At 63.3% G+C, this 25448-nt stretch carries 22 protein-coding genes; 10 read left to right on the top strand and 12 right to left on the bottom strand.

Annotated elements, in window-relative coordinates; genetic code table 11:
* Positions 1 to 56: 56 nt before the first annotated feature.
* Positions 57 to 1484 carry an MDR family MFS transporter gene (locus tag RF641_RS12860; protein WP_424573341.1) on the bottom strand — a complete coding sequence of 476 codons (1428 nt, stop codon included), beginning with the start codon at positions 1482 to 1484 and terminating at the stop codon, positions 57 to 59.
* Between the two features lie 216 nt (positions 1485 to 1700).
* Between RF641_RS12860 and RF641_RS12855 the strand changes: the two genes are divergently transcribed.
* Positions 1701 to 2240: an NUDIX hydrolase family protein gene (locus RF641_RS12855; RefSeq protein ID WP_424573340.1), complete on the top strand. Its 540-nt coding sequence runs from the start codon at positions 1701 to 1703 to the stop codon at positions 2238 to 2240.
* On the opposite strand, the gene RF641_RS12850 is transcribed toward RF641_RS12855, so the two are convergent.
* Positions 2237 to 3337, bottom strand: coding sequence for an FUSC family protein (locus tag RF641_RS12850; RefSeq protein ID WP_244910908.1), 1101 nt, complete (start codon positions 3335 to 3337; stop codon positions 2237 to 2239). The two genes, RF641_RS12855 and RF641_RS12850, sit on opposite strands and share 4 nt — an antisense overlap.
* A gap of 143 nt (positions 3338 to 3480) precedes the next feature.
* On the opposite strand from RF641_RS12850, the gene tgt reads away from it, so the two are divergent.
* Positions 3481 to 4779, top strand: a complete 1299-nt coding sequence (gene tgt, locus RF641_RS12845) for a tRNA guanosine(34) transglycosylase Tgt (protein ID WP_047118034.1) — start codon at positions 3481 to 3483, stop codon at positions 4777 to 4779.
* Between the two features lie 51 nt (positions 4780 to 4830).
* Here tgt and RF641_RS12840 read toward each other — a convergent pair whose 3' ends face one another.
* From RF641_RS12840 to RF641_RS12830, 3 genes are read right to left on the bottom strand one after another with little or no spacing between them, the layout of a single operon-like run.
* On the bottom strand, positions 4831 to 6381 hold the full coding sequence (locus RF641_RS12840; RefSeq protein ID WP_424573339.1) for a DUF6297 family protein: 1551 nt from the start codon (positions 6379 to 6381) through the stop codon (positions 4831 to 4833).
* Positions 6382 to 6388: 7 nt separating this feature from the next.
* Positions 6389 to 7084, bottom strand: a complete 696-nt coding sequence (locus RF641_RS12835; protein WP_047118036.1) for an ABC transporter ATP-binding protein — start codon at positions 7082 to 7084, stop codon at positions 6389 to 6391.
* A 60-nt stretch (positions 7085 to 7144) separates the two neighbouring features.
* Positions 7145 to 7858 (bottom strand): queuosine precursor transporter, encoded by a 714-nt coding sequence (locus tag RF641_RS12830; protein ID WP_047118037.1) that lies wholly within the window; start codon positions 7856 to 7858, stop codon positions 7145 to 7147.
* 337 nt (positions 7859 to 8195) lie between these two features.
* On the opposite strand from RF641_RS12830, the gene RF641_RS12825 reads away from it, so the two are divergent.
* From RF641_RS12825 to RF641_RS12805, 5 genes are all read left to right on the top strand, one after another.
* Positions 8196 to 8900 (top strand): TetR/AcrR family transcriptional regulator, encoded by a 705-nt coding sequence (locus tag RF641_RS12825; RefSeq protein WP_120991487.1) that lies wholly within the window; start codon positions 8196 to 8198, stop codon positions 8898 to 8900.
* Positions 8901 to 9044: 144 nt separating this feature from the next.
* Positions 9045 to 9659 carry a hypothetical protein gene (locus RF641_RS12820; RefSeq protein WP_147407293.1) on the top strand — a complete coding sequence of 205 codons (615 nt, stop codon included), beginning with the start codon at positions 9045 to 9047 and terminating at the stop codon, positions 9657 to 9659.
* Between the two features lie 36 nt (positions 9660 to 9695).
* Positions 9696 to 10520 (top strand): hydroxymethylpyrimidine/phosphomethylpyrimidine kinase, encoded by an 825-nt coding sequence (locus RF641_RS12815; protein ID WP_113607643.1) that lies wholly within the window; start codon positions 9696 to 9698, stop codon positions 10518 to 10520.
* A gap of 385 nt (positions 10521 to 10905) precedes the next feature.
* Positions 10906 to 11394, top strand: coding sequence for an FBP domain-containing protein (locus RF641_RS12810; RefSeq protein WP_047118042.1), 489 nt, complete (start codon positions 10906 to 10908; stop codon positions 11392 to 11394).
* Positions 11395 to 11774: 380 nt separating this feature from the next.
* A complete protein-coding gene (locus RF641_RS12805; protein WP_424573338.1) occupies positions 11775 to 15038 on the top strand; it encodes a S8 family serine peptidase in 3264 nt (1087 codons plus the stop codon).
* Between the two features lie 117 nt (positions 15039 to 15155).
* On the opposite strand, the gene RF641_RS12800 is transcribed toward RF641_RS12805, so the two are convergent.
* The 3 genes from RF641_RS12800 to RF641_RS12790 are packed head-to-tail and all read right to left on the bottom strand — an operon-like array spanning position 15156 to position 18230.
* Positions 15156 to 16445 carry a glycoside hydrolase family 3 N-terminal domain-containing protein gene (locus RF641_RS12800; RefSeq protein ID WP_424573337.1) on the bottom strand — a complete coding sequence of 430 codons (1290 nt, stop codon included), beginning with the start codon at positions 16443 to 16445 and terminating at the stop codon, positions 15156 to 15158.
* 56 nt (positions 16446 to 16501) lie between these two features.
* On the bottom strand, positions 16502 to 17794 hold the full coding sequence (locus tag RF641_RS12795; protein WP_047118045.1) for a Y-family DNA polymerase: 1293 nt from the start codon (positions 17792 to 17794) through the stop codon (positions 16502 to 16504).
* The gene (locus tag RF641_RS12790) at positions 17784 to 18230 is read right to left on the bottom strand and encodes a LexA family protein (RefSeq protein WP_231736011.1); all 447 of its coding nucleotides are present in this window, start codon (positions 18228 to 18230) and stop codon (positions 17784 to 17786) included. Before RF641_RS12790 ends, RF641_RS12795 begins: the two co-directional genes overlap by 11 nt.
* A gap of 167 nt (positions 18231 to 18397) precedes the next feature.
* Here RF641_RS12790 and RF641_RS12785 point away from each other — a divergent pair, with 167 nt between their 5' ends.
* Positions 18398 to 19252, top strand: a complete 855-nt coding sequence (locus RF641_RS12785; RefSeq protein WP_424573336.1) for an NAD-dependent epimerase/dehydratase family protein — start codon at positions 18398 to 18400, stop codon at positions 19250 to 19252.
* 96 nt (positions 19253 to 19348) lie between these two features.
* Here the strand turns inward: RF641_RS12785 and RF641_RS12780 are convergent, their stop codons facing one another.
* Positions 19349 to 20623, bottom strand: a complete 1275-nt coding sequence (locus tag RF641_RS12780; RefSeq protein WP_047118047.1) for an NAD(P)/FAD-dependent oxidoreductase — start codon at positions 20621 to 20623, stop codon at positions 19349 to 19351.
* A 308-nt stretch (positions 20624 to 20931) separates the two neighbouring features.
* Between RF641_RS12780 and RF641_RS12775 the strand changes: the two genes are divergently transcribed.
* Positions 20932 to 22155 carry a hypothetical protein gene (locus RF641_RS12775; RefSeq protein ID WP_424573335.1) on the top strand — a complete coding sequence of 408 codons (1224 nt, stop codon included), beginning with the start codon at positions 20932 to 20934 and terminating at the stop codon, positions 22153 to 22155.
* An 88-nt stretch (positions 22156 to 22243) separates the two neighbouring features.
* Here RF641_RS12775 and RF641_RS12770 read toward each other — a convergent pair whose 3' ends face one another.
* From RF641_RS12770 to RF641_RS12760, 3 genes are all read right to left on the bottom strand, one after another.
* Entirely contained in the window at positions 22244 to 22864 is a 621-nt protein-coding gene (locus RF641_RS12770; RefSeq protein WP_047118049.1) for a malonic semialdehyde reductase, read from the bottom strand.
* A 342-nt stretch (positions 22865 to 23206) separates the two neighbouring features.
* Positions 23207 to 24391: a sensor histidine kinase gene (locus RF641_RS12765; protein ID WP_424573334.1), complete on the bottom strand. Its 1185-nt coding sequence runs from the start codon at positions 24389 to 24391 to the stop codon at positions 23207 to 23209.
* A gap of 46 nt (positions 24392 to 24437) precedes the next feature.
* The gene (locus RF641_RS12760; RefSeq protein ID WP_424573333.1) at positions 24438 to 24629 is read right to left on the bottom strand and encodes a hypothetical protein; all 192 of its coding nucleotides are present in this window, start codon (positions 24627 to 24629) and stop codon (positions 24438 to 24440) included.
* Between the two features lie 85 nt (positions 24630 to 24714).
* Here RF641_RS12760 and RF641_RS12755 point away from each other — a divergent pair, with 85 nt between their 5' ends.
* Positions 24715 to 25392, top strand: a complete 678-nt coding sequence (locus RF641_RS12755) for a response regulator transcription factor (RefSeq protein WP_161448480.1) — start codon at positions 24715 to 24717, stop codon at positions 25390 to 25392.
* The last annotated feature ends 56 nt before the right edge of the window (positions 25393 to 25448 follow it).

Genomic DNA, 25448 nt, shown 5'->3' with positions numbered 1-25448 from the left:
GCCCGGCACCACGAGGGTGCCGGGCTGCGCGGCAAAGCCGGAGAATTCCGCTCTGGCTAGTGGGATGCCACCGGAGCCTGGTCGGAAAGCTGCTGGGTCTCCTGCTTCTTGCCGCCGAGCAGGATCCCGATGACCAGGATGCCGATGCTGCACGCGGCGCCCACCAGGAAGCCGGGCTTGAAGCCCTGAACCGTCGCGGTGACGACGTCCGTGCCTGCGGCGATCTTCGAGGCGGTGGACGCGGCCACCACGCCGACGATCAGCGCGGTGCCCATGGCGCCGGCCAGCTGCTGCAGGGTGGAGAGCAGCGCCGAGCCGTGCGAGTGCAGGTGGTGCGGCAGCGGGTTCAGCGCGGTGGTGAACGCCGGGGTGAAGATGAAGGCCAGGCCCAGGCTCATGACCAGGTGCAGCAGAACCAGCAGCCAGATCGGGGTGGCGGCGTTCAGGATCAGCGCGTAGCCGAACAGCGACGCCAGCAGGATGATGGAGCCCGGAACGATCAGCGGGCGGGCGCCGACCTTGTCGTAGAGCTTGCCGACCAGCGGGGCCAGCAGGCCCATGAGCAGGCCGCCGGGCAGCATGATCAGGCCGGTGGTCAGCGTCTCGATGCCCAGCACCGTCGTGAAGAACAGCGGCAGCAGGATGATCACGCCGAACAGGGAAATCATCGCGCACATCATCAGCGCCAGCGACAGCGTGAAGTCGCGGTAGGTCAGCGAGCGCAGGTCCAGCAGGGCCTTGTCCCCGTGCTGCAGCTTGACCTGCAGCAGCACAAAGGCGGTCAGGCACAGCACCGAGACCGCCAGGATCCCGAGGCCCAGCGGGGTCACGCCGGCCGACAGGCCGCTCAGGCCGTAGACCAGGCCGCCGAAGCCCGGCACGGCCAGGATCAGCGACGGGATGGACAGCGGCGCGGAGTTGTCGCCCGGTTCGTTGGACAGGCGCGGGGTGCCGATCAGCAGCGCCGCCACGGCGATCGGGATGATCACGATGAACATGAACCGCCAGGACAGGTACTGCAGGATGATGCCGGACAGGGTCGGGCCGATGGCAGGGGCCACCGAGATCACGATCGACACGTTGCCCATCAGCACCCCGCGGCGTGCCGGCGGCACCAGGTCGAGGATCGTGGTCATCAGCAACGGCATCATGATCGCGGTGCCGCAGGCCTGGATGACGCGGGCGACCAGCAGCACTGAGAAGCCCGGGGAGACCGCGGCCAGCACGGTGCCCAGGGTGAACAGGCCGATGGCCAGCACGAAGACCTTGCGGGTGCTCAGCCGCTGCAGCAGGAATCCGGTGGTCGGGATGACCACCGCCATGGTCAGCATGAAGATCGTGGCGAGCCACTGGATGGCGTCGGCGGTGACGTTGAATTCCTCCATCAGCACGGGCAGTGCCACGTTCATGATGGTTTCATTGAGGATGACAACGAAGCTGGAGACGATCAGCACGGCAATCGTCGTGAAATTTTGTTTGCTCAAGCGGTCCGGAGCGTGTGACACAACAGGTCTGCTTCCAAGAGAAGTGCGGGAATGGTCGGCCGATCCAGGGTCAGATGCATTCTGATTGGGATAGCCCAATCAATTCTACAGAGCGCCTCGGCGCGATACTAGGGCGCGGGCGCAACAGATTGGTGAGTTGCGCAACACGGATACAGATTCATGGCCTAAGAGGTGTTTGTGTACCAAGATGGAACCATGAACGTGCGCACGCCTGATCCCTACCCTGGATGGCTCTCTGAGGAAGATCTCTACGAGGCCCGCCAGCGCCTCCCCATGCTGTACGTCGAGGCCATACCGGTGCGCCTGGACCCGCTGGGCTACGTCAACGAGGTCGGCCTGCTGCTGACCGCGGACAACGACGGGCGCATGTCGCGCACCTTCGTCTCCGGACGCGTCATGTACCGCGAAACGATCCGTGCCGCATTGATCCGGCACATCGAGAAGGATCTGGGCACCATGGTGCTGCCGCAGCTCCCGGCGTCCCCGGTGCCGTTCACCGTGGCCGAGTACTTCCCGGCGCCCAGCGAAACCGGGCTGACCGACGACCGCCAACATGCGGTCTCCATGTGCTATATCGTGCCGGTGCGCGGCGAGTCCTCGCCACGCCAGGACGCGCTGGAACTGACCTGGCTCACCCCTGCCGAAGCGCTGAGCAGCGACATCCAGGGCGAGTTCGCCGGAGGCCGCGAAAATATTCTCCGTCAGGCATTAGCCCACGTCGGAGTGAATATCTAGAACTGCTTGCCCGGGTTTGGCGGGTCGATGCCGGCCTGGCGCCGCTTGATCCCGCCAAACCAGCTCCCCAGGAGCACCCCGAGGATGCCGACCACGGAACCGATCACGGTTTCCACCATGCGGTCGTAGAGCAGCGCCGTGGACAGTCCCGACATCACGGAGACGCCCACCAGCGCCAGCGGGGTGACGAAGATCTGCGCCATGAAGTAGTTGCGCATGACCAGCATCTCGGCCATGAACTGGAAGAATCCGATCAGCGTCAGCAGCAGCCACAACGGCGGATTCAGCACGATCAGCAGCGCCATGAGCACCAGCCCGACCAGGGTTCCCAGCACGCGGTGGATGCCGCGGCGCATCCTGAGCTTGGTGGTGTGCCCGACCAGCGGCACCACCGCGGCCACCATGGCCCAGTAGTTGTGGCCGGCTTCCAGCCGACTTCCCACGATGTTGGCCAGGGCTCCGGCGATGCCGGCGGTCAGGATGTAGAACAGCCCTTCCCACCAGATCGCGGAGCGGACGTTGTCCGACAGCGGTGGCAGCGGCGTGCGCTGCCACAGGCTCGACCACTGGCCTAATGCTCCGGCCGCGCCGATCACCAGCGCCAGCATCATGGTCAGCACCGCCACCAGCAGTCCCTGCCAGGCCGGGACCGGGTTGGAAATGGAGGCAATCGCGGCAAACGCGAAGATGTGGAACAGCGAACCGGCCGGACGCAGCCGCAGGAATCCAGCGAGCACCGAGCAGAGCCCCGCAACCAGCGTCGTGGCGCCGACGATTTGCCATGCCTTGAGCTCCGGCTGGTCGTGGGCGATCCACAGGTGGGAAGCGGCCAGCGCCGCGGCGATGACGCCGAACAGCAGCGCGCTTGAACGCACCTGCATGCGCAGGCGGTTCCAGTAGCCGTCCACCCGGCCGTAGACGCCGACGAAGGCGCCGAAGACCGCGAACACCACCAGGTCCAGGCGGTCGATGGCCATCAGGAAGATCAGCGGGGCGAAAACGCCGACGGCGGTACGCAGGCCGATCCAGTGGTCCTTGCGGGCAGGGCCCAGCGTGATCAATGACTTCGCGGATTCTTTCAATTGCTCTAGACCCACAGCTTCCTTCCGTCGCGTTGCACACAACAAGACAGCCTCCATTATTCGCTCTTTCCCATGTGAAAGCCTAGGTTTCGGGGCCGGATCACACTGTCGTTTTACTCACCGGCTCTTTAATACGGCAAACTTGGTACGTGCCCGATATGAACTTTGATCCCAGTGCCCCCCACCCGCGCCAGCAAGAATTCGGCTTTGAAGTCGGGACCCGACTGACTGCCGAGGACGGAACCCCGATGCTCGGACGCACCGGCGTGATCCGCACGCCGCATGGCGAAGTGAAGACCCCTGCGTTCATCGCCGTCGGCACCAAGGCGACAGTCAAGGCGCTGACCCCCGAGCACGTCAAGCAGCTCGGCGCCCAGGCGGTGCTGTCCAACGCCTACCACCTGTACCTGCAGCCGGGCGCCGACATCCTGGACGAGGCCGGCGGTCTGGGCAAGTTCATGGGCTGGGACGGCCCGACCTTCACCGACTCCGGCGGATTCCAAGTGATGAGCCTGGGCTCGGGTTTCAAGAAGGTCATCGACATGAAGTCCGTGGACCAGTCAGGCCCGGACGACGCGGTCGCCCCGGGCAAGGAACGCCTGGCCAACGTGGACGAGGACGGCGTCTGGTTCAAGTCCCACCTGGACGGAAACCGCCACCGCTTCTCCCCCGAGATCTCCATGGGCGTGCAGCACCAGATCGGCGCGGACATCATGTTCGCCTTCGACGAGCTGACCACGCTGCAGAATTCGCGCGGCTACCAGGTCGAGTCGCTGGAGCGCACCCGCCGCTGGGCCGAGCGCTGCATTGCCGAGCACTTCTCGCTGACCGATTCCCGCGAGGGCAAGGACTACCAGGCGCTGTTCGGGGTCATCCAGGGCGCGCAGTACGAAGACCTGCGCCGCAAGGCCTGCCGGGATCTCGGCGCCATGGCATTCGACGGCTTCGGCATCGGCGGCGCGCTGGAGAAGGAGAACCTGGGAACCATCGTCGGCTGGTGCGCCGAGGAGCTGCCCGAGGACAAGCCGCGGCACCTGCTGGGCATTTCCGAGCCGGACGACATCTTCACCGCGATCGAGAACGGCGCTGACACCTTCGACTGCGTCTCCCCGACCCGCGTCGCGCGCAACTCCGCGTTCTACACCCCGTGGGGCCGCTTCAACCTCTCCGGAGCACGGTACAAGCGCGATTTCACCCCGCTGGTGGACGGCTGCGAATGCTACGCCTGCCAGAATTTCTCCCGCGCCTACATCCACCACCTGTACAAGGCCAAGGAGCTGCTCAGCCACACGCTGATCTCGATCCACAACGAGCACTTCACCGTGAGCCTGGTCGAGTCAGCCCGCCAGGCGATCGAGGACGGAACGTTCTTCCAGCTCAAGGAGCGGGTGCTGGCCAGCTACTACGCCGGCGCACCGGATCCGCAGGGCCAGCCGGTAGCGCAGCCTGCCAAGTAGGAGCCGCGCACCACCCGCCGGGCGGCGAACCTCCGCAGGATTCGGGGTTCGTCACCCGGCGATCTTTTTAAGCGACGGGGCGGCGCTGAGCAGGCACACCGCCCAGATCCCCCACGAGACGGCGGCCGCCGGGGCGAGGATCAGGACATACAGCGCAGCTCCCGAGGCGGCTGCGCGCAACAGGGTCCAGACCTGCGGGATGAGCACCGCCACGAGGGACATCTCATTCGCGGCTCCGGCGAAGATTTCTTCCCAGTCGCGCTCCGCACGCCGCGCGTGCGCCAAGCCTGCCGAGGCCAGGCCCAGCGCGGCGAACAGCACGGCCGCGGCCCAAGCCCACCAGGTCGCCTCCGCCAGCGCTCCGATACCCCACAGCCCGAGACTCCAGAAGCCCAGGACCGCCAACGACAGTCCCACAGCGACCACGGTCATTGCGCGCTCCATCTGGCTGCGGGCCACCCCGAGCATTAGCCCGAGCTCCGGCTGGGTGGCGGTGGGCCGGAGCACCTCGGCCAGGCTCGTGCCCAGGACCACCAACAGGATTGCCAGAGCCCCGGCCAGTGCCAGCGGATTGGCCGCAGCGCGGACACTGAGCAGCAGCACCAGGATCGCCGCGCTGAACCCCAGCGCCGGCTTCCAGTAGCCTCCGCGCACGCAGCGCAGGACGATAACCGCTAGGGCCACCGGCAGCCCGCGGGCAAGCCGGCCACTGCCGCGGTTCCGCCTGCGGCCAGCATCCAGTTGCACGCCGCGCGCATCGGCCTGCATGATCGCTCCGGCAAGCTGCTGTTGGCGCAGCCCGCCCTCGCGCAGCGCCGCCCCGGGGGTTCCGGCAAGCCGCCGCGATGACCAGAAAATGCATGGCACGGCGGCGGCCAGGGCGCCGCTGCACAAAATCATCCAGAGCCCGACCTCCAGCAGCGACTGCTGCCAGGCCACCTGCCCGGCGTCGGCTGCGCCCATCCCGAACAGCTGCAACGCCCACAGCAGCACATAACTGGCCGCGAGCACCCGCAGCCCTGCGGAGCAGAACCGCCGCGCGGCCTGCTGGCGTCCGGCGCCTTGAAGCACTCCGGCCGCTGCCGCCGAGCCGAGCCCGGCCAGCGCGAAAAAGCCCACTGCCCATAACAGCAGCGGCGGGGACGAGGTACCCGTCAGCGCGAAGAGCGCCAGCACCCACAGCAGCCCGAGGAAAATGCCGGCAGCGGCGCCCAGCCCCAGTGCACGGCGCCAAGCCGGGAGCAGCAGCACCCGGCGGTCCGCCGGCAGGGGCAACCACCAGTCGGCCTGCTGGGGTCCCACAGCGTTGGGACCGAGATAAAGCATGAGCCGGAAGACCAACAACAGCAGCACCGGCAGCAGGAACAGCACCACCGCATCAAGGCTCCAGCGCGCGCTGGCCAGCTCCAGGTGCGGCACGCCTTCGCCCAGCAGCACGAAGATCGTTCCATAGAGGGCGCTGGCCAGATAGGTCAGGGCCACGATGGCGGCGAGCACCCAGACGTAGATGTCGGAGAACGAGTCGAAGCGTTCGGAAAAACTGCGCGCCGAACGCACACGTCGAAGGATCTCGCGCGGATCGTAACTGGTGGCCGATGGCATGCCTGGACTAGCGTTCAAGCCACTGCGCTCCGCGCTCGGACTCCAGGTATTCCCCGGTGTCGCCGTCCAGCAGGAGCGCCTGGTCCAGGCACAGCCGCAGCATGGCAGGATCGTGCGTCACCGCCAAGATGCTGACCGCTTCGCGGCGCAGCCCGGCCAGCCGCTCGTAGAACTGCTGGCGGATCCTCAGGTCCAGGCGCTGTTCGGGCTCGTCGAGGATCAGGAGCTCGGCCGGGCGGATCAGCGTCGCGGCGAGCAGCAGCTTGCGCCGTTGTCCCGAGGAGAGTTCCCCCGGAAGGTGGCCGGCGACCGTCGTGAGCTCGAAGAACTCCAGCTCGTTCTGGACTTTCTTTTCCCAGCCGGGCACCGAATGCCCCCGTGCCACCATTTCCAGGTGCTCGGCGACACTCAGTTCTTCGAAGAACGCGCCGTCGCTGACCTGCACGGCAACGTTCCGGCGGAAGTCCAGCGAATCCTCGTCCAGGGGCAGGCCGCGGAACGCTGTTTCACCGGATTGGGCCGGGGTGCGTCCGAGCAGGGTTGCCAGCAAAGTGGATTTGCCGCTGCCGTTGGAACCGATGATTCCCAGCCCGTCGCCGGTGCCGATCTTCAGGTTCAGGGGGCCGCAGATTGTGCGCTCCGGATAGCCGATGACCAGCCCGCGGGCTTCCAGATGCGTCCGGGTCTCTGATTCTGTCGCCATCTGCCCAGCGTATCGAGCGCGAGCACGGCAGGGAGTCGCTCGAAATGATGACTTGGAGGATTACTCCTGTCCGGCCGCCAGCCGCCCGTATCCCGGCTCGCGCTTCTTGAACCAGCGGATCACCAACGAGGTGACGGGGACGAAAATAATCTCCACGGCGGTCTTGTAGAGGAAACCGACCACCACGTAGTTGATGAACGTCGGGGCGTCGGCAATGCCGATGACCGGAGCTGCGATGGCGCAGAAGATGATGGTGTCCAGCAGCTCGCCGACGCCGCTGGAACCGATCAGGCGCGCGACCAGTCCGCGTTCGCCCGTGCGTTCCTTGAGCTTGACCAGCACCCACGAGTTGGCCAGCTGGCCCACCAGAAAACCGGCGGCCGAGGCGGCAACGATCTGCCAGATCGGTCCGAGCGTACGCTCAAGGGCTTCTTGGCCGTCGTAGAAGTCGGCGGCTGGCAGCTGGATCATGATCCAGAAGCAGGCCACCGCGAAGAATGCGAGCACGAAGGTGGTGATGATCGACCGCCGCGCCGCCTTCAGCCCGTAGACCTCGGAAATGACGTCGCCGAGGATATAGGCCAGTGGAAACAGGAAGAACCCGCCATCGGTCACCAGCGGGCCTAGGGTGACGCCCTTGGAAGCGCCGATGTTCGAGAGGATGACCACCGCTCCCATCAGGGTCAGAACGGTGGAGAAGTACGGGGACCCCGCAGCGGCGAAAACCGCCTTTGAAGATGGGGGCAGAGTGGTTTTGGCGTTGGATTCGCCCATGATTATTTTCCTTGTCAAAGTGGTTCGCCAGGACCGCCCTTGGCCGATGCCGCCTCGCCACGGTACGTGGTTCGAGATGCGCAGGGCGTTCAGCATGCTGTCCCGCTGTATTAGCACTTACCCAGCAAGTATCCCATGCACCAGCACGCCCCGCCGAGTGACCTACTTCATAGTAACAATGATTCGCGTATTCAAGAGTTGCAAAAGAGACATCTCACTTGAACTTCTTTGGAACATGAAATCGAGGTACGAAGAAGCCTGGTGACGAGCCTCCCCTACTTCCGCATGAACTCGACATGTTTTTGAACGCGTTCAAAAACTCGGTAGAATCGTCCACATGACCATTCAGCCGCGCACGCTCAAAGGGCAGGAAACCCAAGCCAAACTCCTGCACACGGCGCTGGACTGCTTTGCCGCCGAAGGGTATAAAGCCTCCAGCATGCGTGTCATTGCCGCGCGCGCCGGGGTCTCGCTTTCCCACGCCTACTACTACTTCTCCTCCAAGGAGGACATCGTCGCCCGGCTGTTGCTGAATCTGCGCACCGAGCAATTCGATCAATGCCACGCCGCACTCAATGAAGGAAACACACTCGAAAGCAACATCCGTTCAGTTTTCACCTCGGGCCTGGATGTCATGCAGCCCTACCATGAGTTCGGGCCCGCATTCCTGAAGGTTCTGCTGTCCCAGGATCTGATGGACAACGAACTTTCCGCGGTGGAATTCTCCCTCTGGGAAAAAGCCGTTTCCGGCGCACGGCCGCTGCCCCCATTGGGCATCCGTAGGGATCTGCCGAAATTCCTCTGGCTCCTGTCGCGGCAGCTGTTCTCCGCCTGGGCCTACGACCAGTCAGCCAACCAGCGACGCTCGATGCTGCTCATGAACAACGCCGCGCCCGTGGTCGCAAAGTTCGCGGTGCTCTGCAGGCTGCCGGTGGTGCGCTCTTTGTTCGAAGATGTCCTGTCCCTCATGGATTCGGGAAACTCGATTCGGGATCAAGAGGAAGGCCAAGCATCGGATCCGAAGGTTTCCAAAGCTTCTTGATTCGGGCCCCTGCGCGGCAAGCGACAGCGGAGCTCCACGCCTCGCACAGGACGTTCACGGTTCGCATTCTGGCGGTGCCATGTTTTGGGCGTAAAGTCGGAAGTGACAACCGGTGACACTGGCTTCGAAGGAGTGCGATACAACATGAGCGGAACACGACGTGAATTGCCAGCCTGGACCGAGGCGTACGCGCTCCTGCGGGACCGCATCGCTTCGTTTCCCACTCCCGGCGAGATTCGTTCGGTTAACCATGACGGCGAAGATGTCGAGGTCCTCGGATACTGGCCGGATGCCTCCTGGACCGCTCCGGCCGATGCCCAGCGACTTATCTTCCTCGGACCTGTCGACGAACAGACCGCGGCAGGCCTGCAGGATGCAGGCTGGAAGGAAACCGCGAAGATGTCGCTGCTGGCAGGCAAGCCGGAGGACGTCGAACAGGTCGTGAAACTTCCCGACACCTCGGCATTGTTCGAAGCCCCCATGAACGACTACGACGTCGTCGAGGTCACGGACTTCGATCGCCCGGTTGCCCGCGGCCGAATGCACTACGGTTCCAACTTCGGCCTGCTGTCGGATCCCGACCTGCATGCGCCCAGCGACCCCGATACCGCCCGCCGGGCGATTCTCGCGAACTTTGCCGGAGCTGCCTATGGGCACGGTATACCATGGCTGTTATTGGTCGCGTCCAGCGAAAATGCGGGAACGTTGGCCGAAGGCTGGTCCAAGGCCACCGACCTCAGCTTCTGGCAACAGGGCTAAAAGTAACCACCAGTACGCACAACCATTCATGGGACTATGACTAATACAAACACCGGAAGCAGCCCTGCGCTCACCCTGACCATCGCAGGCTCCGAGGCCACCGGCGGCGCCGGTGCCCAGGCCGACCTGAAGACCTTCCAGGAACTGGGAACCTACGGCATCGTCGCGCTGACTTGCATCGTGTCCTTCGACCCCAAGGATTCCTGGAACCACCGCTTCGTGCCAGTGGATCAGCAGGTCATCGCCGACCAGCTCGAAGCCATCCAGACCTGCTACGAAGGCAAGCTCGGCACCGTGAAGCTGGGCATGATGGGTTCGCCTGCCACGATCAACACCGTCGCCACCGCACTGAAGTCCCAGGAGTGGGACAATATCCTGCTGGATCCGGTCCTGATCTGCAAGGGCCAGGAGCCAGGCCATGCCCTGGACACCGACGAGGCGCTGAAGGCCAACCTGCTGCCGCTGGCCACCTTCGTCACCCCGAACCACTTCGAGGCCGAACAGCTCTCGGGGCTGACCATCACCTCGGAAGAGGATCTGGTGGCCGCGGCCAAGAAGATCCATGAAATCTCCGGCGCAGCGGTGCTCGCCAAGGGCGGAGTCCGCATCGCGGGCGACGACGCCGTGGACGTGTTCTACGACGGCGAGACCCTCGAAATCCTGCGCGAGAAGAAGATCGGCGAAGTCGCCGTTTCCGGCGCCGGCTGCTCCCTGGCCGCCGCAGTGACCTCCGAACTGGCCAAGGGCGCGACCCCGCTTGAGGCTGCACGCACCGCGAAGGCATTCGTCACCGAAGGCATCCGCAACCGCGTCGCCGGCAAGACTCCATTCGACGCCCTGTGGCAGGGCGGCCGCCGCTAGTCCGCCCCGCACGCGGAACCGCCGACGCCGAGGAAAACCACCGTTCTCCTCGGCGTCTGTATTTAGCCACCTGACCAGAAGTTCTTGGGGGCAAGCGGGCTGGCTTGCTAAAGTGGTTGAAGTATCTCAATTTGTTGCGTGCCTGGGCACGGGAAAGGGCGGTCGGCGATGCACGCCACTTTGACGCTCTGCCCGTTCGTCCCTGCGGCGGACGGGGCAACTGGCAAATAGCACGGCTTCAACTCCAGCGTTGACGGCCAATGCCTTGCTGCCCTGCATCGTTTCCGCGCCTTAAACGGGACCCGATCCTTCCCACTATTCAGCGCCTTTGGCGCGCCGTCCGGCATTCCCGCCGGGCACCGGACGGAACCTCCAAGGAATTACCATGCAGCCATTGACCGAAAAAACCATCCGCGCCAGCTTCATCAACGCCAGCCGCCAGGAAGCCAAAAAACTCACCCTGCCGGAAAACTTCAACAGCCTCGACTGGGAGTCGCTGGAATACCTCGGATGGCGCGATCCCAAGATGCCGCAGCGCGGCTACATGATCTATACGAATACCGCAGGGGAAACCCGCGGCCTGCTGCTGCGCGCCACCGACGGCGCGCGCAAGGGTGGCAGCGCCGCCATGTGCGAGATGTGTCGCGACGTCACCTTGCCGTGCGCGGTGGGAATGTTCACCACCCGCCGCTCCGGCCAGGCCGGCCGCGACGGGGACACGTTGGGCACCCTGCTCTGCACCCGTTTCGAATGCTCCGCCAACGTACGCATCGCTCCGCCGAAGGACCCCATCAATCCCGATCCCATGGCGGTCGTTGCGCAGCGCATCATCCAGCTCGATGAGCGCGTGGACAGCTTCATCCAACGCGTCTAGCTAGCCTCCGGCGGAGCAGGGAAACATGCCTTGTTCCGCCGGCATCGCCTCCCCTGCCGATGCACTTTCCGTCACAGGCCGCGTGCCCCGGAACGGAATAATCTAAAAATTTTGGCTCTCGCACGTTGACCTATCGGCGATTCTCCGTTGAAATTTCCGCCAACTGAATATGAAAGGCGGATTCGGGCCGCCCGCCGGGCCCGCAATAATTGTTCAATATCCCCTTGATATATGGCGTGCGTCACCTATGATTCCAGACTAGGGGCTTGATGCTTCGGCGGACGTCGGCCCCTGGACGATCATCATGGCACGCACCGCTTTGTCGTATCGGCCGCCCGGCCTCGGGAGCATTTCCGCTGTCCAGCTCGGCTAGGAGAATCATGGTCACACGGCGCACTGGCACACTGCCGCGCCTGCTGCTGGGATCAGCCACTGCTTTGGCATTGGCGGTCACCATCGGCGGTCCGGCAAGCGCAGTCAATATTCCACAACCTGCGGACGGGGATGAGGCAGCTTCGCTGTCCGTCACCCGCAGCGATACCCTTTCAAATCTCAAGGTTTCCAAGCCCTTGGCCAAAGCCAGCGGAGAAGTCTCGGTCTTCGTCCAGCTGGAAGGCGACGGAGCCTTCCAGGAGGTCAAGAAGTCCGGCAAGTCCAAGGATGCGGCCAAGGTCAAGAAGATCCGCTCAGAGGTCAAGCAGAAGGGCAAGGAGCTCGCCGCCCAGGCGGATTCCGAGGTCATCTACTCGACGTCCAACGCCGTGCGCGGCGTGGCATTGACCGGTGACGCAGACGCGCTCCGGGCACTGGCCGAGCGCACGGATGTTGCCAAGATCAGCGCCATTGTTCCCAAGAAACCATCCAACCGCGGGTCGGTTATCGATACCGGCGCGCTGGAGTCGTGGACGGCACTGGACAAGACCGGTGACGGGGTGAAGATCGCGGTGCTGGACACCGGCATCGACTACACCCACGCCAGCTTCGGCGGCCCCGGAACCCTGGAGGGCTACAAGCAAGCCCAGGCATCGAAGGGCCTTCCCGCTGCGGATTCTGGCCTGCTGGACCCGAAGAAGTTCATCGGCGGCTGGGACCTGGTCGGAGACAACTACAACGCCGACCCGGATGCCGACGACTACCAGCCGATCCCGAATCCTGATCCCAACCCGTTGGACTGCGAACTCGCCGGGCACGGATCCCACGTGGCAGGCACCGCAGCCGGGTACGGCGTCAACGCGGACGGCACCACCTTCACCGGCGACTACTCCAAGCTCAAGGCTGACGACGTCATGGGCATGAAGGTCGGTCCCGGTTCCGCCCCGGAGGCGCAGCTGATCGGCATCCGCGTCTTCGGCTGCACCGGTTCATCCGACGTGGTGGGCCAGGCACTTGACTACGTGCTTGATCCCAACGGCGACGGCGATTTCTCCGACCGCGCCGACGTGGTGAACATGTCCCTCGGTTCGGACCACTCCCCAGTGGAAGATCCGGAAAATGACATCGTCGATGCGCTGTCGGCTGCAGGCATCCTCTCCGTGGTGGCCTCCGGCAACGCCAGCGACGTCACCGATGTGGGCGGCTCGCCGGGCAACTCCCGCAGCTCGCTCACCGTGGCAAACTCGGTCGGCTCGAAGCTCACCATGGACAAGATTCGCGTCGACGCCCCGGCAGATGTCGCCGGTGACGTGGCTGGCCAGTACTCTGCGAACTTCAATTACACCAACGCAGATCCTGCCGAGCTGACCGGCGAAGTTGTTATGGCCCCCTCGTCCAACGCCTTCGGTTGCAGCCCGTTCGAGCCCGGTTCGCTGAAGGGCAAGTGGGTCTGGCTGCAGTGGAGTGAAAACGGCGAATTCCCCTGCGGTTCCGCAGCTCGATTCAATAACGCGGAGGCTGCAGGCGCCACCGGTGTCCTGCTGGATTCCGAAGCCAACGTCTTCGACGCCGGCATCGCCGGCAACACGACCATCCCCGGCGCCCAGCTGACCTTGGATAATTCCACCAAGCTGCGCCCTGCCGCCGAGGCCGGAACGCTGAAGGTCACCCTCTCCCCCGACTTCGCCGGCGCGGCTTCCAGCCCTTCCGGTGTGCTCGATACCTTGAACTCGTCCTCGTCGCGAGGCGTGCATGGGTCCAACGGCATCGTGAAGCCGGATGTCGCCGCCATGGGTACCCAGATCGGTTCGGTCGGCGTGGGCACCGGCAACGGCGTCGCCGTCATGTCCGGTACGTCCATGGCCACCCCGCTGGTTGCCGGCATTGCAGCACTGGTGCTTGAGGACACGGATCTGACGCCGGCCCAGGCCAAGAGCATCGTGATGAACACCGCCGCCACCGACATCAAGGATGCCGACGGCGACGTCTACGGTCCGAACCGCGTGGGCGCCGGCCGCGTCATGGCAGACAAGGCCATCTCCACTCCGGCCTACGCCTACGCGTCCAAGGACTCGGATCTGACCAGCGTTGTCTTCGGAGTTGTCGAGCTTGAGGGCAAGAAGAAGTACAAGGCCAGCCGCGACATCACGGTGAAGAACACCAGCAAGAAGACCCAGACCTACGCGGTGAAGTATGTACCTGCCACCGAGATTCCGGGTGCCACCTACAGCCTCGACCGCCGTTCGGTGACTGTCGCCCCGGGCAAGAGCACCAAGGTCAAGGTCACCTTGCAGGTTGATCCGAAGCGTTGGGCCAAGACCATGGATCCAACCATGGACGCCCAGCAGTCGGGCCTCGACCGCGCGTGGCTGGCAGACGCCACCGGACGCGTAGAGCTGACCAGCAAGTCCGCGCCAACCCTGCGCGTGCCTGTCCAGGCTGCTCCGAAGCTAGTCGCCGACATGTCGGCCAAGGTCAAGAAGGTCAAGAACGGCAAGCACGATTCGGCTCTGGAACTTTCGCTCAAGGGTGATGACGTCATCGCGGGCCAGGGCCCAAGCCAAGTCTTCTCCCTGATGGGAGCCTTTGAACTGGGCGCTAGCAGCAAGCGCGGCCCGTCCTCGCTGGACGCCATTCCAGGCGCACGGTCGATGGACCTGCAGCACGTCGGTGCCTCGACCACAGCTCCGCGCACCGGTGTCGCCGACGGTCTGCTGAATGTCGGTATTTCGACCTACGCCAACTGGGCTCACCTGGCCGGCGGAACCGAGCTTGATGTCGAGATCGACACCAACAACGATGGCGAGGCCGACTTTGTCAGCTTCACCACCGCGATCGACGAGATCGATCTCGATCTGGTGGCAACCTTCGATTTGAAGACCCTCCAGCAGGTCGACCTGCAGCCGGTCAACGGCGTACTGGGCGATGTGGACACCAACAGCTTCGACACCAACACGGCAATCCTCCCGGTGTCGCTGGCTGCTCTGGGCCTGACCGAGAAGTCGTCGGACATCTCCTACCGCGTGGCGAGCTACTCCTGGTACAACACCAACGAGGAGGGTTCGATGGTTCCGATTGACGAGACCGGATGGGTCAAGTTCAATGTGACCGCTCCGAAGGTCGACTTCGGCGCAACCGGAACCTTGTTCACCGACCTGGACGACACCCGCCTGCCAGTCTCGGTTGCCCGCAACGCCAAGGATGCCAAGGCGCTGCTGCTGCACCTGCACAATGAGTCGGGCGAACGTGCCCAGGTGCTCAAAATCCGCTAGGACCGCAGGCTCCCAGCCAGCGTCCCAGCAATAGACCGGCCCGGACGGCTTCTTCGCGAGTAAGAAGTCGTCCGGGCCGCCGCCTGTTAAAAACGATTCCCCCGAGGTGCAGTCTGGCTATTTTCCTTCCAGCTTCTCCTCCAGCACCATCACCGCCGCCTCGCGGACCTGAGCAGCGAATTGCTTGTCCGATTTGGCTTCACGAGCCAGTGCCGCGGCCATCGTGACGGCGTCCGAAGTATTCACGCACAGCGGCACGGTGCCGCCGGCCGCAACGAATTTCACCGCACGCTGCCCCACCGAAACGCTCGACACCTGTTTCGCCTCGCACAGGTCATCGGAGATGACCAGTCCGTCGTATCCCAGCTTGTCGCGCAGCAACCCGGTGATCACCTTGGACGAAAATGGCGCGTCGTTCTTCCCGTCGATCTGAGTGTAGCGGGCGTTGGAAACCATCACCCAGGACAGGTCCTGTGCGATCGCTTCCTTGAAGGGCTCAAGATCCTGGGACCCGGTGCCGACCGATGTGTCAGTGACGGAGCTTGAGGTGTCGGTATTCGCGGTGACTCGCCCCAGCCCCGGGAAGTGCTTGACCACCGGCTGGACACCTTCGGGCGCCAGCGCCTGGTTGATCGTCAGCACGTCCGCGGCGGCATCCGCGGCGTTGTTCGCATACTCGCGGCCGAAGTAGCCGATCGGGTCGTTGGCCGTGCCGATGCTGGAAGGAACCACATCGGCCACTGGCGCCAGGTTCACGTTGATGCCTGCCTCGGCCAGTTCGCCGCCAACGGCGGACATCCTTGATTTCAGCGTGGCCTGGGACCAGGCACCCTGTGTCAACGCAGTGGGCAGTTCGGTGAACCCGGGGCCCTGCAGGACCCGGACGAAGCCGCCTTCCTGGTCGGTGGCCACCCATACCGGCAGCTTGCCCGGGACATTCCGGTCCAGGGCGCCGGTGATTTTGCGGACCTGCGCCGCAGTTTGGGAGACCGAGAGCTGCGAGCGTCCGCGCAGGAAGACATTCGAGATACCCTGCTCCTCCAGCGCGGCGATCTGCGCTGCGCCGGCGCCGGTGGCTGGAACACCGGCCATCACCAGGCTGGCCGCCTGGTCATCCAGAGTCATCTCATCAACCAGCGCCTCGGCCTGCTCCCGCACGCCGGATCCGCCACCGGGCGTCGAGGACTCGGTGCCCTGGCTGGATGGCGCTGAGCTCTGCTCCGGGCCTTCGGTCGGAGTGGAGGACGGCTGCGGGCTTGCGGACGCTGAGCTGCCCACCCCCGGTGCAGACGTTGCGGACGCGCTGGGGGTGGGGTTTTGGTTGCCGGGCTGGGCGGCGCTGCAGCCGCCCAGCACCAGGACGGAAAGCATACCCAGCGAAACAAGCCGGCGCGTACGAGGTGTCATGGGAACATTCTTCCATTCGATCCTGCGAGGAAACTTGGTTTGGCGGGCCGGGAATCTCAGGCCTTCACCAGGGGCAGCTCGTCCCACTCGGTGGTGTAGCGCTGGGAGATGTGCTCGCGCTTCATCGACCATGCCGGAGCCTGCGCGATCCCCGCGCGTCCAAGGCCAATGGCCTTGGCCCCGAATCGCGCCGAGATGTCCTGCACCACGCCCGAGACGTTCACCGGTTCGTGCTCCGGATCATTCCCGCCCTGGCCGAAGAGGTCCAGCTGCGCTTCGCCCGGGGAGTCGCTTAGCCCGGAGAGGATGACTCCGCCGCGCACATAGTCCACGCCGGTGTGCATCAGCCCGTTCATGGCGGCCACGGCCAGACGCGTCAGCAGGATCGGGTCGCGGGTGGGCTTGGGTAACCGCACCTGGGTGCTGGGGAAGGAGGCCTCCCCCTGGGCGAAGCGGCTGGTCCCGGCCATCACCGTCAGCAGCGACGCATAGCGGCCTTCCTTGGCCAGGCGCGCGGCGGCCTTCTGCGCGTAGATGGACATGACTTCTTCCATGGCTTCGCGGGTGCGCACCGGGGAGGAGAAGGATCGGGTGAACATGACCTGCCCCTTGTCGCTGCGCTCCTCGACCGGGCCGATGCATCGTTGCCCGTTGAGCTCGAACACCGTGCGTTGCAGGACCACCGAGAATTTTCGCCGGATCAGCATCGGATCGGCTGCTTCGAGGTCCGCAATGGATTCGATGCCCATGCCGGCCAGCTTGGCGCCGGTCTTGCGCCCGACGCCCCAGACATCCGTGGCTGGCACCAGCGACTTGATCCGTGCGAGCACGTCCGGGTCCATGAGGTCCTGCACGCACACCCCGCCGAGGTTCGCATTGTGCTTGGCGACGTGGTTGGCGAACTTGGCCAGCGTCTTGGTCGAGGACACCCCGACACACACCGGGACCCCGATCAGGCGGTCGATGGACGAACGGATCTGCGCGGCCGTGGTACGCACCTGTTCCAGGCCGCCCTCCAGTCCGACGAATGATTCGTCGATGGAGTACACCTCATGCCAGGTGCCGAAGCGGCCGAGCAGTTCCATGACCCGCGCCGAGATGTCGCCGTAGAGTTCGTAGTTGCTTGAGCGCACGGCGAGGTTGTGGGTTTGCATGTAGCGCTGCACCTTGAAGAACGGCTCGCCGGTCCCGATGCCCAGGTCCTTGGCCTCCTGGGAGCGGGCCACCACGCAGCCGTCGTTATTGGAGAGCACCACAACCGGCCGGTTCATCAGCGAGCGGTCGAAAACACGCTCGCAGGAGACGTAGAAGTTGTTGACGTCGACGAGCGCGACGTGGTCACCGGACATGGTGCAGGCACCTCGTGACCACTCCGAAGACGCTCACGTCGTCCCCCTCGGCGAGCACCACCGGCAGCGTGGACTCGTCGCACAGCAGCCCGACCCGCTGTCCGTCGATCTGCCAGCGGCGCACCAGCAGCTGGCCGTTGAGCGTCAGGACCACCACGGAGTTGTGGCGTACCGGCATCGAGCGGTCCACGATGATCTCGTCGCCGTCGTAGATTCCGGCGGACTGCATGGATCCTCCGCCCACGCGCATGATGAAGGTGGATACCCGGTCCTTGACCAGCAGGCGGTTCAGGTCGAATCCGCCGTCGAAATAGTCGCGGGCGGGGGAAGGAAAGCCCATCGCGGAGACCGCTTGCACGGGCCCCTGGCTGGCGCCTTCCGGCACGTACGGCTGCGCATCTGCCACCGCTTTCTCACCTGCTTCGATCCATCCCACGGAGAATTTATTCGCATAAACTTTCGAACAATTGGAATTGTACCCTGTTTGATCGACACCGTGCCGACGACTATTTGTGAAGCCCAAAAATGGCCAGGGCACACGGCTGCACCTACGCTGGGAGAGCGCGGCATCCGCAGCCCGCACCGTTCCAGCCAAGGAGTACCGTGAAAATTCTGCTGATCAGCTGCGGCGACGTGGCCACCGAAGCCGGGCTGCGCTTCGCCGCCCTCGGCCACGAGGTGACCGGATGGCGCCGGAACAGCTCCAAGCTGCCCGCGCCGATGCACGGCCAGGACGTCGATTTGCAGGGCGACGAGCCCTGGCCGCGGATCGACCCGGAAACCCGGATCGCGGTGCTCACCCCGGTGCCTGCCAGCCGCGACGTGCCGGGCTACGAGCGGGCCTACCTGCAGGTGGCCGGCAAGCTGGTCGGCGCACTCAAGGAGCAGGCGCCGCAGCTTGAGCGCATCATCTATGTTTCCTCCTCGGCGGTCTCCGGCGGAGACCACGGAGACTGGGTGGACGAGTCAACCCCTTCGGAACCCAACCGCGAAACCTCGGTGGTGCTGGCCCGCACCGAGCAGGCACTGCTCGATTCGGGACTGCCGGTGACGGTGCTGCGCGCATCGGGCATCTACGGCCCGGGACGCAACCACCTGATCACCCAGGTGCGCAACGGCACCGCACGGCTGCCTTTCGGATCCCACTGGACCAACCGCATCCACCGCGACGACCTGGCCCGGGCCATCGTCCATGTGGCGGAACTGGGCGACCTCGCCGAGCAGCTGTATCTGGTGACCGACAACGAACCGGCGCAGCTGGAGGACATCTTCACCTTCCTGGCCGGCGAGCTGGACCTGCCGATTCCCCCTGCGGCCACCGAACCCGCCGCCCGGCGCGCCGCGGACCGCAGGATCGATAACTCCAAGCTGCTGTCCACCGGCTTCACGCTGGCATTCCCCGGGTACCGCGAAGGCTACCGCTCGGTGCTGGCCGGGGAATCATCGCGCCACCCCTGAGCAGCGGTTAAACGTAAACGAACCGGCTTGCACGACCCGAATGGGTGCGTGCAGGCCGGTTCGCCTTTTCACGTTCCGGGTGTGGACCGAAACGGGCTAGAAACCCTTGCGCAGCGGGTTGAAATGGCGGGAAATGGCCGGCGCGGCCTGGCCGGTGATCTGGGCGGCAAGGATCTTGCCGGTCAGCGGGCCGAGGGCGACGCCCCACATGCCGTGCCCGCCGCCGACCGAGACGCGCGAGGAGGAGGTCTGGCCAACCAGCGGCAGGCCGTCAGCGGTGCACGGGCGTCCGCCGACCCATTCTTCCTTGCGGTTCTCCCAGTTGATGCCTTTGTAGACCGGGGTGGCCGCTGCCACGATGGCCTCGATGCGCTTCGGTTCCAGCTTGTGGTTGACGTCGCGGAACTCCATGGTGCCGGCCACGCGGAAGCGGTCGCCGAGCGGGGTGCAGGCCACGCGCTGGGACGGGAAGTAGATCGGGTGGGTCGGCATGCTCTCCGGTTCCACGGTGAACGAGTAGCCACGGCCTGCCTGGACAACCACCTTGACGCCGAACTTGGCCGCCAGGTCGGTCATCCATGCGCCGGTTGCCAGCACCACGTGGTCGGCGGTGATGGCGCGGCCCTCGGAACCGATCACGGTGACCGATCCACCGTTGTCGCGCACATCGGTGACGTTGAAGGCGCCGATGATGTCGCCGCCGCGGGCGACCACAGACTCGGCGAGCGATTCCATGAACTTCGGCGGGTTCAGGTAGCGCTGGCCCTTGATGGCGATGCCGGCGGCAACGTTGTCCGACAGGGTCGGCTCGATGCTGCGCAGCTGGTCCCCGGAAAGCAGGTCGAAGTCGACATGGCCACCGGTCTTGTGGATCATCTCGAACTCATGCAGCAGCGCGTCGCGGTCCTTCATGGAAACGAAGCCGGTCAGGAACGGGTCTGCAGGCTTGGTCAGCTCGCGGGCGCCCGGTCCCGCGGAGGTGTCTTCGGCGATTTCGTCGAATGCGTCCAGGCCGGTGTGGCCCACCTCGGAGAAGATGCGCATGGCTTCTTCCCACTTCTTCGGGGTCGAGTGCCAGGCGAAGCCGAGCAGGAAGCGCAGCAGCTTCCCATCGGCCTTCAGCGGAATGTAGAGCGGCGAAGCTGGATCCAGCATCATCTTCAGGCCGTTGGAGAACACCGACGGTTCGGCGATCGGCAGGGTCAGCGCCGGGGTCAGCCAGCCGGCATTGCCCCACGACGAGCCGGAGGCCACGCCGCCGCGGTCCACGACGGTCACCTTGACGCCGGCTTCCTGCAGGTACCAAGCGGTCGACAGGCCAACGAAACCTGCGCCGACAACTACAACATGATCAGGAACAGCTGCACCCATGATCCACACTCCTAAGTTTTCAGAGCCCCTCCACACGGGGCCGTCGCAACTCACTTTTGCGTGAAACAGGGCGAAAATCAACGAGTCCTGAGGATTCGACGGTGAGCGAGGACACACCAACCTGTGATCTGCGTTTTATACGGAGATCAAACTCAAGCGCCGTATTTATTTCGGCCAATCACGCTTCGACGGATAAAAAGCCTCCGGAGCACCACTGATTCGCACAGTTGTGGGTCGAGGATTTCGCTGCCTGCGTAGACTGGAGTGGAATCATCTTTCCTGCCTAGCTAAGGAAAATCAGCAAACTTATGGCATCACGCAAACCAGCCAAGAAAAAGCAGTCGCAGGGCCATCCAGCCCGCCGTGAAGGCGCAAGCTCGGTTCCCTTTGAATCCGAGGTCCGACAGGATCTGCAGCCTTTCAAGTCCCAGCTCTTCCGCCATTTCCAGGAAGAGGGCCGTCCTGCCAGCGAAACCCGTGCGGCGCTGGAAGGGCTGACCACGCTGCTGACCGTGCACGCCCAGCTGCGCAAGTCCGTGGACGTGAAGACGCTTGACCCTGAAGTTCTCGGCGAACAGCTGGGCCATCTGTCGTCACTGGGCAAGGAAGTTGCCGAGGCCAGCGCGGCGATCCTCAAGCACTATTTGACCTTCCTGGGCACCACCGCCAACTTCGGCGGCAGCGTGGATGACTTCAAGCAGACCTTCGAGTTCCTCTCCCGCATGGCCGGCGATTCGCCGATCATCGCACCGTTCCTCGAAGACGACGAGGCAAACGCCGCGCTGGAATCCATGCCGTACGTCTATGCCGCCCGCGAGCTGGTCAACTGGGTCGGCGAAGGCAAACCCACTTCGCCTTCAGGCGTGCTGACCGGCCAGACCCTTCAGGATGCGGCGTCCGCACTGGGCCTGCTGATCACCGTCGACGAGAGCGCGGAACCCGCGGCGGCCGGATCGGTCCTCTGGGAGCCGGAAGACGGCACAACCGTATCCAGCCTGGCCGAAGTCCCGCGCCTTTCGGCCTACTGGGACGCGCTGATCGGCACCGCCATGCTGCGTTACCAGGCACCGAACGCCATGCCGACCGAGCCTTTGGCCCAGGCATTGCTCGGCTCGACCGGCCCCGGCTCACGCCTGGTCAAGGAACTCATCGCGGAAGTCCTCTTCTCGCACGTGCTGATCAATACGCTGGAAACCCCGGGCCAGTCGACCATCGCGGAAATGACGGCCGGCGTGCTGAGCAACGCGGCCTCCAGCACGCCTCCGCGCACGGAGTTCGCGCTGCAGGTTCCAACCACCGACGACCTGCCGGAAGAGCAACACCACCTGATCCCGAGCCTTGAGATTGTCATCCCGCAGGTCGAAAGCCTGCTGCGCAATTTCGAGCGCGAAGGGCTTGTGGTGATCGACGAGGAGATCACCGTGCCTGTCGCTCTGCGCTCCGCGCTGGAACGTGCGCTCGCCAAGGTTTCCGACCACGTACTTGGCGGCAACGCGGAATCCGAGGATGCTGAGGCCGATGTGGTCAAATAGGGCGCATCGCGGAAAACCTTAAAGGCTGAAGGAGTGCGACAGATGCGTCGCACTCCTTCAGCCTTTATTTCCTTGAACAACCCATCCGCTAGATGCTGCGGGTTGCCAGCTCGCTTGAGTGGCGCGGCAGGCGGTCGAACCACGGGTTCTCGCCTGGCTTGCCGACGTTCACGATCAGGAACGACTTGTGGTTGTTGTCCGCGTTGATGGCCTGGTCGACAGCAGCCTTGTCGAAACCGCCCATGGGGCCGGCAGCCAAGCCGACGGCGCGCACGGCCATGATGAAGTATCCGGCCTGGAGCCAGGCATTGTTGTTGCCCACCGCGGTGCGCACGTCGGGATTCTCGAACATGGACTTGCGCTCTGGAGCGTGGGGGAAGAAGCTCGGGAATTCTTCATGCCACTCGGTGTCGAAGGACAGCACCGCCAGCGCAGGAGCGGTCAGCGCCTTCTGCGCATTCGTTCCCGACATGGTTCCAGCGATGGTTTGCCGTGCTTCGTCCGATTTGACCCAGGTAATGCGAAGCGGCTGATTGTTCATCAGCGTAGGACCCATCTTCATCGCGTCGTAGATGGCATCGAGGGTTTCATCGGATACTGGCTCATCGCTGAATGAATTCGCGCTGCGGGCTTCGAAGAAAAGTTGATCGGCGGCAGCCGGATCGATCGAAAGTGCTTCGTAGATGCTGGATTCAGCTTGAATGGTCATGGGCTCGCTTTCGCAGTTTTCACGGATCCTTGGTGAATAGGATATAAAGTTCCCGTGCCGCTATTGCCGCTTTGTGAACACTGTCACTAGAATGCGCATAAGCCCTGCGTTATAAAAGGTACGTTACGTCACTTGCGGACAACGGCGTGCGATGGGGGCACAACGCCGATGAAAGATCGTCCGCTCAGTAACGCAACGTACCTTTTAATCACCCTTGGTCCTTCGTGGTGCCACTCGCAAAACACCACCAAGTACCTAACCGGTGATCGGTCTTCACCGATACATCTATAACTTATCGTGTCTGCAAGAATTGCGAAATCATACTTTAGTAGGAGGGTAGGCCTAGAACGGGATACTGGCCGTCAAAATCCAGCGCCCATTGCGCTCTGAAGTATTGAACCTTCCGCCGAAAGCCTTCATGCGGTCCTCCATGCCGATAAGGCCGCTGCCGCCGATTGGCAAGGAAGATTTTCCAGAGCTCGAATCCGTGGTCTGATTAGTAATCTTAAGCCGTGCCTCGTTGCCATGAACGGTCAGAGAGATGGAGCATTCACCGCCAGGCAATGCGTGCTTAATGACGTTGGTCGTCGCCTCCTGCATGACTCGATAGAGCGCGGTTTGCGCCGAGCGCGGGAGGTCGGAAATTTTTTCCTCGGTGTGCGAGGACACAACAAAATTCGCCTCACGTAGCCGTTGGGAGAAAAGCTCGACGCCCTGGACCGCATAAACCGTAGTTGCCGCCGGCTTGTCGGTAGCACTCACTGCTGGGTCCGCCATCGTTCCATCGGTACGCAGAACGTTGAGCATCAAGCGTAGATCGTGAAGCGTTTCGGTACTGAGCTTGGCGATGACGTCGATGGCGTCCAACGCCATCTGCCCGTCATTCGCGAATTTTGCCGCCTTGGATTGCATCGCAACCACAGTGATGTCATGAGCCACGATGTCATGAAGATCGCGTGCGATGTTCTTGCGTTCAATTTCAATCGCCTGACGCGACCTCTCATCTGCCTCTTGCATATCCTTGACAGCTCTATAGTTGCGTTCACGGAGCACGAAAATGCTTCGTGTCAGCACGAACGACAACGCAGCAAACGGCGCGATGAGGACTATCAGAATCGCATCATCTCCGGCACGAATGATGAATTGAATCATCCAGCCGATCAGGAATGTCAGGTACCAGACTCGAACGTGTTTAGATTCCGAAGTTGCCGCCAGAGCAGAAAAAATGACGGCAGAAAGCACCATCCACAGCAGCAACGTTCCGTTTCCGAAGAAAAAGAACGCAGTTGCAATGTAGATCCCGAGCGAAGCACTTATCCAACGTCGCCCGATGACCAGCGCAATACAAAGAACAACCCCCGCCAGAGCACCACGAACTGCAGTACCTGGGGATCCGGTGAATCCATCTTGGAGGATGGTAATTATTTCGGTTGCTGAAATTGCAATCAGCGCTGCAATTCCCGCCCAAATAATGACACCCCGACCAGCAAACTGCTTGGTCAGGGTGTCTTTAAGTCTTGCTTTCATAGGCCGAATACTTCACTGACGGAGTCGTGAAGTCAAGCGGGCTAGCTTAGCCGCAGGCGAGACCGTAGTTCTTGCAGAACCAGTTCGACAGGTCGGTACCCCAACCAGCAGGGGTAGCAACTGCGCCACCCTTCGAGATCAGCTGGCTGCCAGCGGTTGCGGCCGATGCCGGAGCTGCAACTGCAGTAACCGGCGCGAGTACCAATGCCGCTACCGCGAGCATCTTCAGTGCCTTCATAACACACCCCATGTTTGAGTATTCTTATATATAGTTTCGAGTGAGCAGTCCGGACCTGGCCTGCAGTATCTTTCTAAGGAAACTGATGGAGCAGATCAAAGTGCTCATCGTCGACGACGAGCCTTTAATTCGGAATGCGCTGGGCACAATCCTAGCAACGGATCAGAGAATTGTAACGCTTGAATCTGTAGATAACGGATTAAAAGCGGTTGAATTTTGCCGGGACAATAAAGTCGACGTTGTTCTGATGGATTTGCAGATGCCGGTCATGGACGGCGTCGAGGCCACACGCGAAATTAAGACGGCTCGGAACAGCCCTGCAATCCTGGCCATCACCGCCTTTTCCTCGGACGATTACCTCGTCCCCGTGCTGGCTGCCGGAGCCGGAGGCTACTTGGTCAAAGACACCGAACCGGCAGAGATCATCAGCGCGATCCATGCGGTCCACAACGGCACCGCAGCCATTTCCCCCTCGGTTTCTTCGGATCTCGTCTCCGCAATTCAATCGGCATACCGGGACACCAGTCAGGAAGTCCGGGATCTGATCGAGGATCTCGGCCTCACTGCGCGCGAGGTGGAAATTCTGAACCTTCTGGCGAACGGACTTAATAACACTGAAATCAGCCGAAAATTGAAGATTTCAGAAGCCACCGTAAAAACGCATATGGCCAAGATCTTCTCCAAGCTCGAAGTTCGCGACCGCGTCCAAGCGCTGGTCGCCGCTACGCGCATGGGCCTCATCGAGATTCCACGCGATCAGTAAGCAGCTTCGCCGATGGTGAAATAGGTCTCCTAACACGCCTTCCCGGCAGGTGCCGG

Origin of the sequence: Arthrobacter sp. 'calajunan', assembly GCF_046940185.1 — a bacterium.
Classification (GTDB): Bacteria; Actinomycetota; Actinomycetes; order Actinomycetales; family Micrococcaceae; genus Glutamicibacter; species Glutamicibacter soli.
The sequence above is the reverse complement of the archived record's forward strand: the minus strand, read 5'-3'. Positions and strand labels throughout refer to the sequence as shown.